Annotated in this window: 22 protein-coding genes; all 22 read right to left on the bottom strand. The window is 59.8% G+C overall.

Annotation, left to right across the window (positions count from 1 at the left end; all coding sequences use genetic code 11):
- Positions 1–2 precede the first annotated feature (2 nt).
- The 22 genes from rplF to ACX3M4_RS01855 all read right to left on the bottom strand — a co-directional run bounded on the left by rplF (position 3) and on the right by ACX3M4_RS01855 (position 12,971).
- Entirely contained in the window at positions 3–536 is a 534-nt protein-coding gene (gene rplF / locus ACX3M4_RS01960; protein ID WP_459356918.1) for a 50S ribosomal protein L6, read from the bottom strand.
- A 41-nt stretch (positions 537–577) separates the two neighbouring features.
- A complete protein-coding gene (gene rpsH, locus ACX3M4_RS01955) occupies positions 578–976 on the bottom strand; it encodes a 30S ribosomal protein S8 (RefSeq protein WP_459356917.1) in 399 nt (132 codons plus the stop codon).
- A 12-nt stretch (positions 977–988) separates the two neighbouring features.
- Entirely contained in the window at positions 989–1,294 is a 306-nt protein-coding gene (gene rpsN / locus ACX3M4_RS01950) for a 30S ribosomal protein S14 (protein WP_459356916.1), read from the bottom strand.
- 21 nt (positions 1,295–1,315) lie between these two features.
- Positions 1,316–1,873 (bottom strand): 50S ribosomal protein L5, encoded by a 558-nt coding sequence (gene rplE, locus ACX3M4_RS01945; RefSeq protein WP_459356915.1) that lies wholly within the window; start codon positions 1,871–1,873, stop codon positions 1,316–1,318.
- Positions 1,866–2,183: a 50S ribosomal protein L24 gene (gene rplX, locus ACX3M4_RS01940; protein WP_459356914.1), complete on the bottom strand. Its 318-nt coding sequence runs from the start codon at positions 2,181–2,183 to the stop codon at positions 1,866–1,868. Before rplX ends, rplE begins: the two co-directional genes overlap by 8 nt.
- Positions 2,183–2,551: a 50S ribosomal protein L14 gene (rplN, locus tag ACX3M4_RS01935; RefSeq protein WP_006936443.1), complete on the bottom strand. Its 369-nt coding sequence runs from the start codon at positions 2,549–2,551 to the stop codon at positions 2,183–2,185. The genes rplX and rplN overlap by 1 nt, the downstream gene beginning before the upstream one ends.
- Positions 2,552–2,620: 69 nt before the next feature.
- On the bottom strand, positions 2,621–2,851 hold the full coding sequence (gene rpsQ, locus ACX3M4_RS01930; protein ID WP_459356913.1) for a 30S ribosomal protein S17: 231 nt from the start codon (positions 2,849–2,851) through the stop codon (positions 2,621–2,623).
- A gap of 10 nt (positions 2,852–2,861) precedes the next feature.
- Entirely contained in the window at positions 2,862–3,062 is a 201-nt protein-coding gene (rpmC, locus tag ACX3M4_RS01925; protein WP_006936445.1) for a 50S ribosomal protein L29, read from the bottom strand.
- A 21-nt stretch (positions 3,063–3,083) separates the two neighbouring features.
- Positions 3,084–3,497: a 50S ribosomal protein L16 gene (gene rplP / locus ACX3M4_RS01920; protein WP_459356912.1), complete on the bottom strand. Its 414-nt coding sequence runs from the start codon at positions 3,495–3,497 to the stop codon at positions 3,084–3,086.
- A gap of 47 nt (positions 3,498–3,544) precedes the next feature.
- Complete coding sequence (gene rpsC / locus ACX3M4_RS01915) at positions 3,545–4,273, bottom strand: 30S ribosomal protein S3 (protein WP_459356911.1); 729 nt, start codon at positions 4,271–4,273, stop codon at positions 3,545–3,547.
- The gene (rplV, locus tag ACX3M4_RS01910) at positions 4,273–4,653 is read right to left on the bottom strand and encodes a 50S ribosomal protein L22 (RefSeq protein WP_094071098.1); all 381 of its coding nucleotides are present in this window, start codon (positions 4,651–4,653) and stop codon (positions 4,273–4,275) included. The genes rpsC and rplV overlap by 1 nt, the downstream gene beginning before the upstream one ends.
- Positions 4,654–4,655: 2 nt before the next feature.
- Positions 4,656–4,934, bottom strand: a complete 279-nt coding sequence (gene rpsS / locus ACX3M4_RS01905) for a 30S ribosomal protein S19 (RefSeq protein WP_029061775.1) — start codon at positions 4,932–4,934, stop codon at positions 4,656–4,658.
- 12 nt (positions 4,935–4,946) lie between these two features.
- Positions 4,947–5,780, bottom strand: a complete 834-nt coding sequence (gene rplB / locus ACX3M4_RS01900; RefSeq protein WP_459356910.1) for a 50S ribosomal protein L2 — start codon at positions 5,778–5,780, stop codon at positions 4,947–4,949.
- A gap of 18 nt (positions 5,781–5,798) precedes the next feature.
- Positions 5,799–6,092: a 50S ribosomal protein L23 gene (locus ACX3M4_RS01895; RefSeq protein WP_459356909.1), complete on the bottom strand. Its 294-nt coding sequence runs from the start codon at positions 6,090–6,092 to the stop codon at positions 5,799–5,801.
- Positions 6,089–6,709: a 50S ribosomal protein L4 gene (gene rplD / locus ACX3M4_RS01890; protein WP_459356908.1), complete on the bottom strand. Its 621-nt coding sequence runs from the start codon at positions 6,707–6,709 to the stop codon at positions 6,089–6,091. Before rplD ends, ACX3M4_RS01895 begins: the two co-directional genes overlap by 4 nt.
- Positions 6,709–7,419 carry a 50S ribosomal protein L3 gene (gene rplC, locus ACX3M4_RS01885; RefSeq protein ID WP_459356907.1) on the bottom strand — a complete coding sequence of 237 codons (711 nt, stop codon included), beginning with the start codon at positions 7,417–7,419 and terminating at the stop codon, positions 6,709–6,711. Before rplC ends, rplD begins: the two co-directional genes overlap by 1 nt.
- 21 nt (positions 7,420–7,440) lie before the next feature.
- Positions 7,441–7,749: a 30S ribosomal protein S10 gene (gene rpsJ / locus ACX3M4_RS01880; RefSeq protein WP_006936455.1), complete on the bottom strand. Its 309-nt coding sequence runs from the start codon at positions 7,747–7,749 to the stop codon at positions 7,441–7,443.
- Between the two features lie 72 nt (positions 7,750–7,821).
- Positions 7,822–9,012, bottom strand: a complete 1,191-nt coding sequence (gene tuf, locus ACX3M4_RS01875; RefSeq protein ID WP_459356906.1) for an elongation factor Tu — start codon at positions 9,010–9,012, stop codon at positions 7,822–7,824.
- 47 nt (positions 9,013–9,059) lie between these two features.
- Positions 9,060–11,135 carry an elongation factor G gene (fusA, locus tag ACX3M4_RS01870; RefSeq protein ID WP_459356905.1) on the bottom strand — a complete coding sequence of 692 codons (2,076 nt, stop codon included), beginning with the start codon at positions 11,133–11,135 and terminating at the stop codon, positions 9,060–9,062.
- A 25-nt stretch (positions 11,136–11,160) separates the two neighbouring features.
- On the bottom strand, positions 11,161–11,631 hold the full coding sequence (gene rpsG, locus ACX3M4_RS01865) for a 30S ribosomal protein S7 (protein WP_459356904.1): 471 nt from the start codon (positions 11,629–11,631) through the stop codon (positions 11,161–11,163).
- Positions 11,632–11,643: 12 nt separating this feature from the next.
- On the bottom strand, positions 11,644–12,015 hold the full coding sequence (gene rpsL / locus ACX3M4_RS01860; protein ID WP_006936459.1) for a 30S ribosomal protein S12: 372 nt from the start codon (positions 12,013–12,015) through the stop codon (positions 11,644–11,646).
- A 662-nt stretch (positions 12,016–12,677) separates the two neighbouring features.
- The gene (locus ACX3M4_RS01855; protein WP_459356903.1) at positions 12,678–12,971 is read right to left on the bottom strand and encodes a regulator; all 294 of its coding nucleotides are present in this window, start codon (positions 12,969–12,971) and stop codon (positions 12,678–12,680) included.
- Between the last annotated feature and the right edge of the window lie 5 nt (positions 12,972–12,976).

Genomic DNA, 12,976 nt, shown 5'->3' with positions numbered 1-12,976 from the left:
CGTTACTTCTTCTTGCCTTCTTTGCGAACGATGAACTCGCCCGCATAACGAACGCCTTTGCCCTTGTAGGGCTCCGGCGGGCGGAATTCGCGGATCTCAGCTGCAACCTGGCCGACGCGCTGTTTGTCGGTACCGGTGATGCTGATTTCCGTCGGCTTCGGGCACACGATGTCAATACCTTCCGGGATCGCGTAGATGACATCGTGGGAGAAACCGAGCGCCAGCTGAAGGTTCTTGCCCTGGACCTGTGCGCGGTAACCGACACCGGTGATGGCGAGGTCCTTCTTGAAGCCCTCGGTCACACCCATGATCAGGTTCGACACCATGGTCCGGCTCATGCCCCACATGGAGCGCGCCGGCTTGGTGTCGTTGCGCGGATCAATCTTGATCCCACCATCCGTCATTTCGGCCAGAACGAGCTCATTGAGCACGAAAGACTTTTCGCCTTTCGGGCCCTTGATCGTAACCGTCTGACCGTCGATCGATGCCGTTACCCCGCTAGGCACGGGGACTGGCTTTTTGCCAATACGAGACATTTGACCAACCTTGTCGTTGTTTCAAAAGCGAGGATGCCGCATCAGAAGACGCGGCAAAGAACCTCACCACCTACGTTTTCTTCCCGCGCCTGATGGTCGCTCATGACGCCGCGCGGGGTCGAAATGATCGACACGCCCAGGCCATTGGAGACATGCGGGATGTTTTTCACCGACGAGTACACGCGGCGGCCCGGCTTGGACACACGCTCAAGCGTGCGGATAACCGGTTCACCGTCGAAGTACTTCAGCTCGATTTCCAACTCGGACTTACCGCCCTCGTATTCAACCGTGGTGTAGCCACGGATGTATCCTTCTTTTGCGAGCACATCAAGTACATGTGCGCGCAATTTGGAATTTGGTGAACTGACCTTGTTCTTGCGACGCATCTGGGCGTTGCGAATGCGGGTCAGCATATCCCCCAACGGATCAGAAATTGCCATCGGAGTTTCTCCTTACCAGCTCGACTTGACCAGGCCCGGGATCTTACCCAGGGAGCCCAGTTCACGAAGCGCAATACGCGACATCTTCAGCTTGCGGTAAAAACCGCGCGGACGGCCGGACACTTCGCAACGGTTGCGAATGCGGTTCGGCGCGGAGTTCCGCGGCAGTTTTGCCAGCTTCAGGCGTGCGGAATAGCGCTCTTCCAGGGACAGGCTTTCGTCTTTTGCCTGAGCCTTCAGAGCTGCGCGCTTCTCAGCGTATTTCTTTACAAGCTTCTCGCGGCGCTTGTTTTTCTCGATTGCGCTCTTCTTCGCCATCGTCGTTCCCTTCCTTGCCCGTTACTTCGTGAACGGGAAGTTGAACGCGCGCAGAAGCTCGCGCGCTTCGTCGTCATTCGGCGCCGTGGTGCAGATGATCACGTCCATGCCCCAGATCTGGTCGACCTTGTCGTACTCGATTTCCGGAAACACGATGTGCTCCTTGATGCCCATGGCGTAGTTACCGCGTCCGTCGAAGCTCTTCGGGTTCAGACCGCGGAAGTCACGAACGCGCGGCAGCGCGATGGTGACGAGACGGTCGAGAAATTCGAACATCTGCTGACGGCGCAGGGTCACCTTGGCACCAAGCGGCATGCCTTCGCGGACCTTGAAGGTCGCGATGGACTTCTTTGCCTTGGTGATGACCGGCTTCTGACCGGCGATCAGGGCCAGGTCGTCTGCTGCGGTGCGCGCCTTCTTGGAGTCGCTGACGGCTTCACCGACACCGATGTTCAGAACGATCTTTTCCAGCTGCGGAACCTGCATAACGTTCTTGTACTGGAACTTCTCGAGAAGCTGCTTGCGCACGACTTCGTCATAATGCGTCTTCAGACGCGGCACATAAGTGGTCTCAGCCATCGATCAGGTCTCCCGAACGCTTGGCCACACGGACCTTGGTGCCATCGTCCTGCACTTTGAAGCCGACGCGGGTCGCCTTGCCGTCCTTCGGATCGGCCAGCGCGATGTTCGACAGGTGGATCGGTGCTTCCTTAGCAACGATGCCAGCTTCCTGCGTCTGGGTCTGCTTCTGGTGACGGCGGACCATGTTGATGCCACGGACCAGGGCCTTGTTGTCGCTGGTCAGCATCTGGATGACTTCGCCGGACTTACCCTTGTCACGGCCGGTCAGCACGACCACCGTGTCGCCTTTTTTAATTTTCGCAGCCATCAGAGCACCTCCGGCGCGAGCGAAATGATTTTCATGTGGTTCTTTGCACGGAGTTCGCGCGGCACCGGACCAAAGATACGGGTGCCGATCGGCTCCTTGTTGTTGTTGACCAGCACGGCCGCATTGCGGTCGAACCGGATCACGCTGCCATCGGGACGGCGGATATCCTTTGCCGTGCGCACGACGACAGCCTTCATCACGTCGCCCTTTTTGACGCGGCCCCGCGGAATAGCCTCTTTGACCGAAACGACAATGATGTCGCCGACCTGGGCGTATTTGCGCTTGGAGCCGCCGAGCACTTTGATGCACATGACACGACGCGCGCCGGAGTTATCCGCGACGTCGAGGTTTGTTTGCATCTGAATCATGACTGGCTGCCTTGTTCTTCTCTTGGCGCTCGGGTCACGGGCGCCTGATGCTCACCTAGTGGATCGCGGTCACTGAGTGACCACGGTCCAACGCTTGTTCTTCGAGATCGGCGCGCATTCTTCAATCTGAACAATGTCGCCAACCTTGTACTGGTTGTTTTCGTCGTGTGCGCGGTACTTCTTGGTCCGGCGCACAGTCTTCTTCAGCAGCGGGTGCGTGAAGCGGCGCTCCACATTCACCGTCACCGTCTTGTCATTGGCGTCGCTGACAACGGTGCCCTGCAATATACGCTTCGGCATGGCCGTCTCCTTACGCGTTCGCCGACACGCGCTTTTCGCGCATGATCGTCTGGATGCGCGCGATGTCGCGGCGGATCTGCCGGACACGCGCAGTATTTTCAAGCTGACCCGTAGCCCGCTGGAAGCGCAGGTTGAACTGCTCTTTCTTCAGGCCTTCTAGCTCACTGCGGAGCTCGTCGAGGGTCTTAGCCCGTACATCGGTCGCCTTCATGGCAATAACTCCTCGCCTGCCTTACTCGCCGATACGCTGAACGAAGCGGCATTTGATCGGCAGCTTGGCGGCGGCAAGACGCATTGCTTCACGCGCAATGTCTTCCGGCACACCGTCGATTTCGAACATGATCCGGCCCGGCTTGACACGGCAAGCCCAGAAATCCGGGGAACCTTTACCCTTACCCATGCGGACTTCGGCCGGCTTCGAGGAAACCGGGACGTCCGGGAAGATACGGATCCATACACGACCCGCACGCTTCATGTGGCGGGTCATAGCACGACGGGCCGCTTCGATCTGGCGTGCGGTAACACGCTCCGGCTCAACAGCCTTCAGACCGAACGCGCCGAAGTTGAGGTCGGTGCCTCCCTTCGACAAGCCGTGGATGCGGCCCTTGTGCTGCTTGCGGAACTTTGTGCGCTTCGGTTGCAGCATCGTTCTTCTCTCGTCTCTCTTGTCTTACGAGCGTCTGGCAGCTTGAATTAAGCTGCGCGCTCGCGGCCCCGATCCCGGCGTCCGCCGCGATCACCCTGGTTACCTTCGGAGATAGACGTCGCACGGCGTTCGGACGCCATCGGGTCATGCTCCAGAATTTCACCCTTGAAGATCCAGACCTTCACACCGCACACGCCATAAGCCGTGTGAGCGCTTGCCACACCGTAGTCGATGTCGGCACGCAGGGTGTGGAGCGGCACGCGGCCTTCGCGGTACCATTCGATACGCGCGATTTCTGCACCGCCGAGACGGCCGCCGCAGTTGATCCGGATGCCCTGGGCGCCGAGACGCATGGCGGACTGAACGGCCCGCTTCATGGCGCGGCGGAAGGCAACACGGCGTTCCAGCTGCTGAGCGATCGATTGGGCAACCAGGGTCGCGTCGATCTCCGGCTTGCGCACTTCAACGATGTTGAGGTGCACTTCGGAATTGGTGATGTCGGCGATCTTCTTGCGAAGACGCTCGATGTCCGCACCCTTCTTGCCGATGACCACACCCGGACGGCCGGAATGGATGGACACGCGGCACTTCTTGTGCGGGCGTTCGATGACAACCTTGGAGACGGCAGCCTGCTTGAGTTCCTTCAGCAGCAGCTCACGGATGCGGAAATCTTCGTGCAGAAGAGTGCCGTATTCGTTCTTGTTCGCGTACCAGCGGGAATCCCAGGTGCGGTTGATCCCGAGGCGCATGCCGATCGGATTAGTTTTGTGTCCCATCAGGCAGTCTCCTCAACTTCGCGCACGACGATCGTCAGGTTCGAGAACGGCTTCTCGATCCGGCCGACGCGTCCGCGTGCACGGGCCTGGAAGCGCTTGATCACGAATGCCTTGCCGACATGTGCTTCGGCAACCACGAGGTTGTCGATGTCCAGGTCATGGTTGTTTTCCGCGTTCGCAATGGCGGACATCAGGGTCTTCTTGACGTCCTGCGCGATGCGCTTGCGGGAGAATGTCAGGTCCGCAATCGCGGAACCGACCTTTTTGCCACGGATCGAGGCCGCAACGAGGTTCAGCTTGCGGGGGGAAACGCGGATCATCCGCGTCATCGCCCGAGCCTCATTGTCAGCGAGCGTCCGCTCACTCTTCGGCTTGCCCATCGTTACTTCCTCTTCGCCTTCTTGTCGGCGCCGTGGCCATAATAGGTCCGGCTCGGCGAGAACTCGCCGAACTTGTGACCGATCATTTCCTCGGACACCAGCACCGGAACGTGCTTCTGACCGTTGTAGACGCCGAAGGTCAAACCGACGAACTGCGGCAGGATCGTCGAGCGGCGGCTCCAGGTCTTGATGACCTCGTTGCGGCCGGACTCACGTACCTTGTCCGCTTTATTCAGCAGATACCCGTCGACAAACGGACCTTTCCAGATCGAACGTGCCACGATCCTTGCCCTTTACTTCTTACGCGCGTGGCGGCTGCGGACGATAAACTTATCAGTCTGCTTATTGCGCCGCGTGCGCTTACCTTTGGTCGGTTTACCCCAAGGAGTAACCGGATGACGACCGCCGGAGGTCCGGCCTTCACCACCACCATGCGGGTGGTCGATCGGGTTCATGGCAACACCGCGGGTATGCGGTTTGATGCCAAGCCAGCGGGAGCGGCCTGCTTTACCCAGGTTCACGTTGGCGTGGTCCGGATTGGACACGGCGCCAATGGAAGCCATGCAGGTGCCGAGCACACGGCGCTGTTCGCCAGACATCAGGCGAAGCGTGGTGTAGCCCTGGTCGCGGCCAACGATCTGGACGAACGCACCGGCAGAGCGAGCGATTTGGGCGCCTTTGCCCGGCTTCAGCTCGACATTGTGCACGATCGTACCGACCGGAATGCGTGCCAGCGGCGCCGCATTGCCCGGTTTCACGTCGACGGATTCACCGGCAATGACAGTGTCGCCGGCTGCCAGGCGCTGCGGCGCCAGGATGTAGCTCAGCTCACCGTCTTCGTAACGGATCAGAGCGATGAATGCGGTCCGGTTCGGATCGTATTCCAGGCGCTCGACCGTTGCCGGCACGTCCCACTTGCGGCGCTTGAAGTCCACAAGACGGTAGGAACGCTTGTGACCACCACCGCGGTTCGGGGAGGTCAGGCGGCCGTTGTTGTTACGGCCACCGCTCTTGGACAGGCCTTCGGTCAGGGTCTTGACCGGCTTGCCCTTCCACAGACCCGACCGGTCAACCTGAACCAGCTGACGGCGGCCTGGGGACGTCGGGTTGAATGTCTTAAGTGCCATTGTTCTTCAGTCCCCGTCTTAGAGCCCGGTGGTCACGTCGATGGCGTGACCTTCCTGCAGCGTTACGACGGCCTTCTTGTAGTCGGACTGACGGCCAAGGCGACCGCGGAAGCGCTTCACCTTGCCCTTGCGGACCAGGGTGTTCACAGCCGTGACCTTGACACCGAACAGCGCTTCGACTGCGGCCTTGATTTCCGGCTTCGTCGCGTCACCCGCAACCTTGAAGACAACCTTGTTCTCTTCGGAAGCCATCGTCGACTTTTCGGTGATCACCGGGCCGACGATCGTGTCGTAGTGAGGAAGATTGCTCATTTAAAGCGCTCCTCAAGTGCGGACACCGCTGCCTTGGTCAACACCAGGGTGTTGGCGCGCAGGATGTCGTAAACGTTGATGCCCTGAACCGGCAGCACATCCAGATGCGGAATGTTGCGGGAGGCCAGTGCGAAGTTGTTGTCGACTTCGGCGCCGTCAATGATCAGGGCGCTGGTGAGGCCAAGCTTTGCGAGCTGTGCCTTCAGTGCCTTGGTCTTTGCTTCGGCTGCCTTTGCGTCTTCGACGACAATGATGCTGTCTGCCTTGGCTTTCGCCGACAGAGCATGCTTCAGGCCGAGGGCGCGAACCTTCTTCGGCAGGTCATGGCTGTGATCACGAACGACCGGGCCGAATGCCTTGCCACCACCGCGGAACTGCGGGGCCTTCTTGTTGCCGTGACGTGCGCCGCCGGAACCCTTCTGGCGGACGAATTTCTTCGTCGTGCCGGAAACTTCCGAACGGCCCAGGGCCTTGTGGGTGCCGGCCTGGCGCTTAGCCAGCTGCCAACGCACCACGCGGTGGATCAAATCGGTGCGCGGCTCGAGACCGAAGATCTCGTCTGACACCGTGATCGAACCGGCCGCCCCGCCTTCGAGGGTCTTGACCTGGAGTTCCATCACTCACTCTCCTTCCCGGCGGCCGCAGTCGCTTCGGATGCCTTGAATGCACCCGGAACCGGAACGTTTTCCGGCAGCGCCTTTTTGATCGCGTCGCGGACCAGGATCCAGCCGCCCTTGGCGCCCGGAACAGAGCCCTCGATCATGATCAGGCCACGCTCAACATCAGTGCGCACAACCTTGAGGTTCTGCGTGGTCACGCGGACATCGCCCATGTGACCGGCCATTTTCTTGCCCTTGAACACGCGGCCCGGGTCCTGACACTGACCGGTGGAACCGTGCGAACGGTGCGAGACCGAGTTACCGTGAGATGCACGGCCACCACCGAAGTTGTGGCGCTTCATCACACCGGCAAAACCTTTACCGATGGAGGTGCCGGTTACGTCGACGAACTGGCCTTCGACGTAGTGGTCAGCGGTGATTTCCGCGCCAACGTCGATCATGTTGTCCGCGGTGACGCGGAACTCGGCAACAGTCCGCTTCGGCTCGACCTGTGCGACGGCAAAATGGCCGCGCAGCGCCTTCGGCGTATTCTTTACCTTGCGGGTACCCGCGCCGAGCTGCAGCGCATTGTAACCATTCTTTTCGTCAGTCCGGTGGGCAACCACCTGGCAGTTTTCCAGCCGCAGAACAGTGACCGGAACATGTTCGCCTGCATCGTTATAGATGCGGGTCATGCCCACTTTCTGAGCGATCACTCCAGAACGCATGATCTGTCCCCTTCGCCCGCCTTAAAGCTTGATCTCGACGTCGACACCAGCGGCCAGGTCGAGCTTCATGAGCGCGTCCACCGTCTGGGGCGTCGGATCAACGATGTCGAGAAGACGCTTGTGCGTCCGCATCTCGAACTGATCGCGGCTTTTCTTATCGATATGCGGGCCGCGAAGCACGGTGTACTTCTCAATCCGCGTCGGCAGCGGCACGGGACCCCGTACCTGAGCACCGGTCCGCTTGGCCGTATTGACGATCTCCTTGGTGGAGGCGTCGAGAATACGGTGGTCAAACGCCTTGAGGCGGATCCGGATATTCTGACCGTTCATTGTTGTTGTTCCCAATAAGACTGCGGGCCTGCCCGCGTTTTGTTCAAAGCTGCCGGCAGGCCCGGCTGTCGATTATTCGATGATGGATGCGACGACGCCGGCGCCGACGGTACGGCCACCTTCGCGGATAGCGAAGCGCAGGCCTTCTTCCATGGCGATCGGCACGATCAGCTCAACGTCGACGGAGACGTTGTCGCCCGGCATCACCATTTCCGTGCCTTCCGGCAGGGACACCACACCGGTCACGTCCGTGGTACGGAAGTAGAACTGCGGGCGGTAGTTGGTGAAGAACGGGGTATGACGGCCGCCTTCTTCCTTGGTGAGGATGTAAGCCTCAGCCTTGAACTTCGTGTGCGGGGTAACGGTACCCGGCTTGCAAAGAACCTGGCCGCGCTCAACCTCTTCACGGCCCACGCCGCGGATCAGAGCACCGATGTTGTCACCTGCTTCGCCGCTGTCCAGCAGCTTGCGGAACATTTCAACGCCGGTAACGGTCGTCTTCTTGGTGTCCTTGATGCCGACGATCTCGACTTCTTCACCAACCTTGACGATGCCACGCTCGACACGGCCGGTCACAACCGTACCGCGGCCGGAGATCGAGAACACGTCTTCGATCGGCATCAGGAACGGCAGGTCCTTCGGACGGTCCGGGGTCGGGATGTAGGCGTCGACCTGAGACATCAGCTCGCGGATCGCATCGCGGCCGATGGCCGGGTCGCGGTTTTCAACGGCTGCCAGAGCAGAGCCCTTGACGATCGGAATGTCGTCGCCCGGGAACTCGTAGGAAGACAGCAGCTCGCGGATTTCCATTTCGACGAGCTCGAGCAGCTCTTCGTCGTCGACCTGGTCAACCTTGTTCATGAACACGACCAGAGCCGGCACGCCAACCTGGCGGGCGAGCAGGATGTGTTCACGGGTCTGCGGCATCGGGCCGTCAGCGGCCGAGCACACCAGGATCGCACCGTCCATCTGGGCAGCGCCGGTGATCATGTTCTTCACATAGTCGGCGTGGCCCGGGCAGTCGACGTGAGCGTAGTGACGGTTTTCCGTCTCGTACTCAACGTGTGCCGTGGAGATGGTGATGCCGCGTGCCTTTTCTTCAGGCGCGCCGTCGATTTCGTCGTAAGCCTTAGCAACAGCGCCACCGGTCTCAGCCAGGGTCATCGTGATTGCTGCGGTCAGCGTCGTCTTGCCATGGTCAACGTGGCCAATCGTGCCAATGTTAACGTGCGGCTTATTGCGCTCAAATTTTTCTTTCGCCATCGGATTACTCCGTTTCTCTATTTCTTCTTGACGTTAAGAGGTCGGGATCAGGCGTATTTCGCCTGAACCTCTTCGGCGACAGCCTGCGGCACCTGCTCGTAGTGATCGAACACCATCGAGTACTGTGCGCGGCCCTGAGACATGGAACGCAGGTTGTTCACGTAACCAAACATGTTGGCCAGCGGGACCATTGCGGTGATGACGGTAACGACGCCCCGGTTCTCCGTGCCGGCGATCTGGCCGCGGCGGGAGTTCAGGTCACCAATCACGTCACCCATGTAGTCTTCCGGCGTGACAACCTCGACCTTCATGATCGGCTCGAGCAGTTTCGGGCCGGCCTTTGCGATACCTTCGCGGAAACCGGCACGGCCGGCGATTTCGAAGGCGAGGACGGAGGAGTCAACGTCGTGGTAGGCACCGTCGATCAGGGTTGCCTTGATGTCGAGCATCGGGAAGCCTGCCAGCGGACCGGAAGACATGACACTCTCGATACCCTTGGAAACGCCCGGGATATATTCCTTCGGAACGGTACCACCGACGATCTTGCTCTCGAACACGAAGCCTGCATTCGCCTCGGCCGGCTCGATGACCAGCTTGACGCGGGCGAACTGACCCGAACCACCGGACTGCTTCTTGTGGGTGTAGTCCACTTCGGCGGTCTTGGTGATGGTTTCGCGGTAGGCAACCTGCGGCGCACCGATATTGGCTTCCACCTTGAACTCGCGACGCATGCGGTCGACGATGATGTCCAGGTGAAGTTCGCCCATGCCGGCGATGATGGTCTGACCGGATTCCTCGTCCGTCTTCACGCGGAAGGACGGATCTTCGGCTGCCAGGCGGTTGAGCGCGAGGCCCATCTTTTCCTGGTCGCCCTTGGTCTTCGGCTCGACGGCGATCTCGATGACCGGCTCCGGGAATTCCATGCGCTCCAGGATCACCGGTTTCAGCGGATCACACAGGGTGTCGCCGGTCGTGGTGTCCTTCAGGCCTGCGATAGCAACGATGTCGCCTGCATAGGCAATATCGATGTCTTCGCGGGAGTTGGAGTGCATCTGCATCATGCGGCCGACGCGCTCGCGCTTGTCCTTGACGGTGTTCAGCAGGGACACGCCCTTGTTCAGAACGCCGGAATAGATGCGGCAGAACGTCAGGGAGCCGACGAACGGGTCGTTGGCGATCTTGAACGCCAGCAGGCCGAGCGGCTCTTCGTCGGAAGACTTGCGCAGGACTTCTGCTTCGGTCTTCGGATCGATACCCTTGATGTCCGGCACTTCGACCGGGCTCGGCAGGTAGTCGACGACGGCGTCGAGCAGCGGCTGAACGCCCTTGTTCTTGAACGCGGAGCCACAGAACACCGGAACGAATTCGGTGCTGATGGTGCCCTTGCGGATCAGCTTCTTCAGCGTCTCGTTGGAGGGCTCTTCGCCTTCCAGATAGGCTTCCATAACCGCTTCGTCGATTTCGACAACGGTCTCGATCAGGGCATCGCGTGCTTCCTGTGCACGGTCAGCCAGATCGGCCGGGATGTCGACGACGTCCCAGGCAGCGCCCAGGTTTTCGGACTGCCAGATCAGAGCCTTCATTTCCAGAAGGTCGACGCAGCCGGCGAATTCGCTTTCGGCACCGACGGGCAGCTGCATGACCAGCGGCTTCGCACCAAGGCGTTCCTTGATCATCTTGACGCAGCGGTCGAAATCCGCGCCCAGCTTGTCCATCTTGTTGACGAAGATCATCCGCGGGACGTGATACTTGTCGGCCTGACGCCAGACAGTTTCGGTCTGCGGCTCGACACCGGCGTTGGCGTCGAGAAGGGCGACGGCACCGTCGAGCACGCGGAGCGAACGCTCGACTTCAATGGTGAAGTCGACGTGGCCCGGGGTGTCGATGATGTTCAGGCGCTTTTCTTTCCAGAAAGCGGTCGTCGCAGCAGAGGTGATCGTGATGCCACGCTCCTGCTCCTGCTCCATCCAGTCCATGGTGGCTGCGCCGTCATGGACTTCGCCGATCTTGTGGCTCTTGCCGGTGTAGAAGAGGATCCGCTCGGTCGTAGTCGTCTTGCCGGCATCGATGTGAGCCATGATGCCGAAGTTGCGGTAGTCCTCGATTTTATGCGTGCGCGCCATAGCGTCAGCCCTTCGAAGTCACTTATTACCAGCGATAGTGCGAGAATGCGCGGTTGGCGTCTGCCATCCGGTGCGTGTCTTCGCGCTTCTTAACTGCGGTACCACGGTTGTTGGCTGCATCGAGCAGTTCGCCGGACAGGCGGTCAACCATAGTGGTTTCGTTGCGGTTGCGGGCTGCGGTGATCAGCCAGCGGATTGCCAGCGCCTGACGGCGCTCGGAACGAACTTCAACCGGAACCTGGTAGGTCGCACCACCAACACGGCGGGAGCGCACTTCAACCTGCGGCATGACGTTCTCAAGAGCAGCGTGGAACACTTCGATGGGGTTCTCGCGGGTCTTGTTCTCGACGACGTCGAAGGCACCGTAGACGATGCGTTCTGCAGTCGACTTCTTGCCGTCGTACATGATCGAGTTCATGAACTTGGTGACGACAATATCCCCGAACTTCGGATCCGGGTTGATTTCGCGTTTCTCAGCGCGGTGACGACGGGACATCTTATGTGCTCCTTACTTCGGCCGCTTGGCGCCGTATTTAGACCGGCGCTGCTTACGATCCTTGACGCCCTGGGTATCGAGCACACCACGGATGATGTGGTAGCGCACACCCGGCAAGTCCTTGACGCGGCCGCCGCGGATCATCACCACCGAGTGTTCCTGAAGGTTGTGACCTTCACCCGGGATGTAGCCGATGACTTCGAAGCCGTTGGTGAGGCGGATCTTGGCCACCTTACGCAGAGCCGAGTTCGGCTTCTTCGGCGTCGTCGTGTAAACGCGGGTGCAAACACCACGCTTCTGGGGGCAGGCCTCCATGGCCGGCACCTTGTTCCGCTTCGGCGGATCTTTCCGCGGCTTGCGGATCAACTGGTTGATGGTCGGCATTCTTTGCCCTTTACCTTGTCCATCCAAAAATTCGTATGCAACTGCAGTCCCCCGCTGACTTCACATGTCGACAAGACATACGAAATCGCGCCCGCGCGCTCTCAAGGAGCGGCCGGCGCTGCGAAAAACCAGAGGACCACGAGTTGCCCCGCGGTCATGCAATCGACGCGTATTCGCCTATGTAACCCGGCAGCGTTTAAGAGGATTGGGTCCTGCGCCTTGGTGGCGCTGGACGGGTTCACTCTTACCGCCTGCCCTTGGGATGCGCGAAAACTACTCATATGCACCTGTTGCGTCAAGTGCTTTGTCGAAAAAACCGCATTTCCGCCGATTACAGATCGGTCATTTGAATTTTCGACATGATTTCCGCACCTTACGCCAATTTCAGGAATGTTCTGGCGCAAGTTTTGAAATTTTATTTCCGAGGCCGATTCCACTTCTTTGCAAAGAAATGAATCAAGCCTTTATCCGGTGGGTCAAAATCGGAAGAACCGGGGCCGGCCGCAAGCATACGGCATGGCGAGTCTCCCTGATTTTCCGGAAGGATTCGCGCGAATGCGAGGCTTCCTTCCCGGCCAACGGAAAGCCCTCCGTTTTCCGGCGGTCGGCCATGCGGAAAATGCAGGGCAACCGCCCTGCCCTTCCACGCGTATCAGACCACCTTATTCCGCGAAGGTGACGATCGCGACGTTGCCGGCAAGCGCATCCTGGTATGCGCCTTCATAGGTCGGATCGTCCGGCTCGCCGTCCATCACACCGATCTGCTCCAGCTCGGCTTCTGCGAACCCCTGCGAGGACAGCGACTCCAATGTCCGGCGGACGGCATCGTCATCATCCGGTGCCTTCAGCAGAGCATGGATGATGATGGCATCTTCCGGCGAGGCATCCTCATCCTGCCAGACCCGGCCGATCACGATATAGACCACCGGATCGAGTTCTTCTTCATTGTCGTTCATGGCGC

Source organism: Roseibium sp. M-1 (genome assembly GCF_054515675.1).
This window is presented reverse-complemented; position numbering and strand designations above follow the sequence as displayed.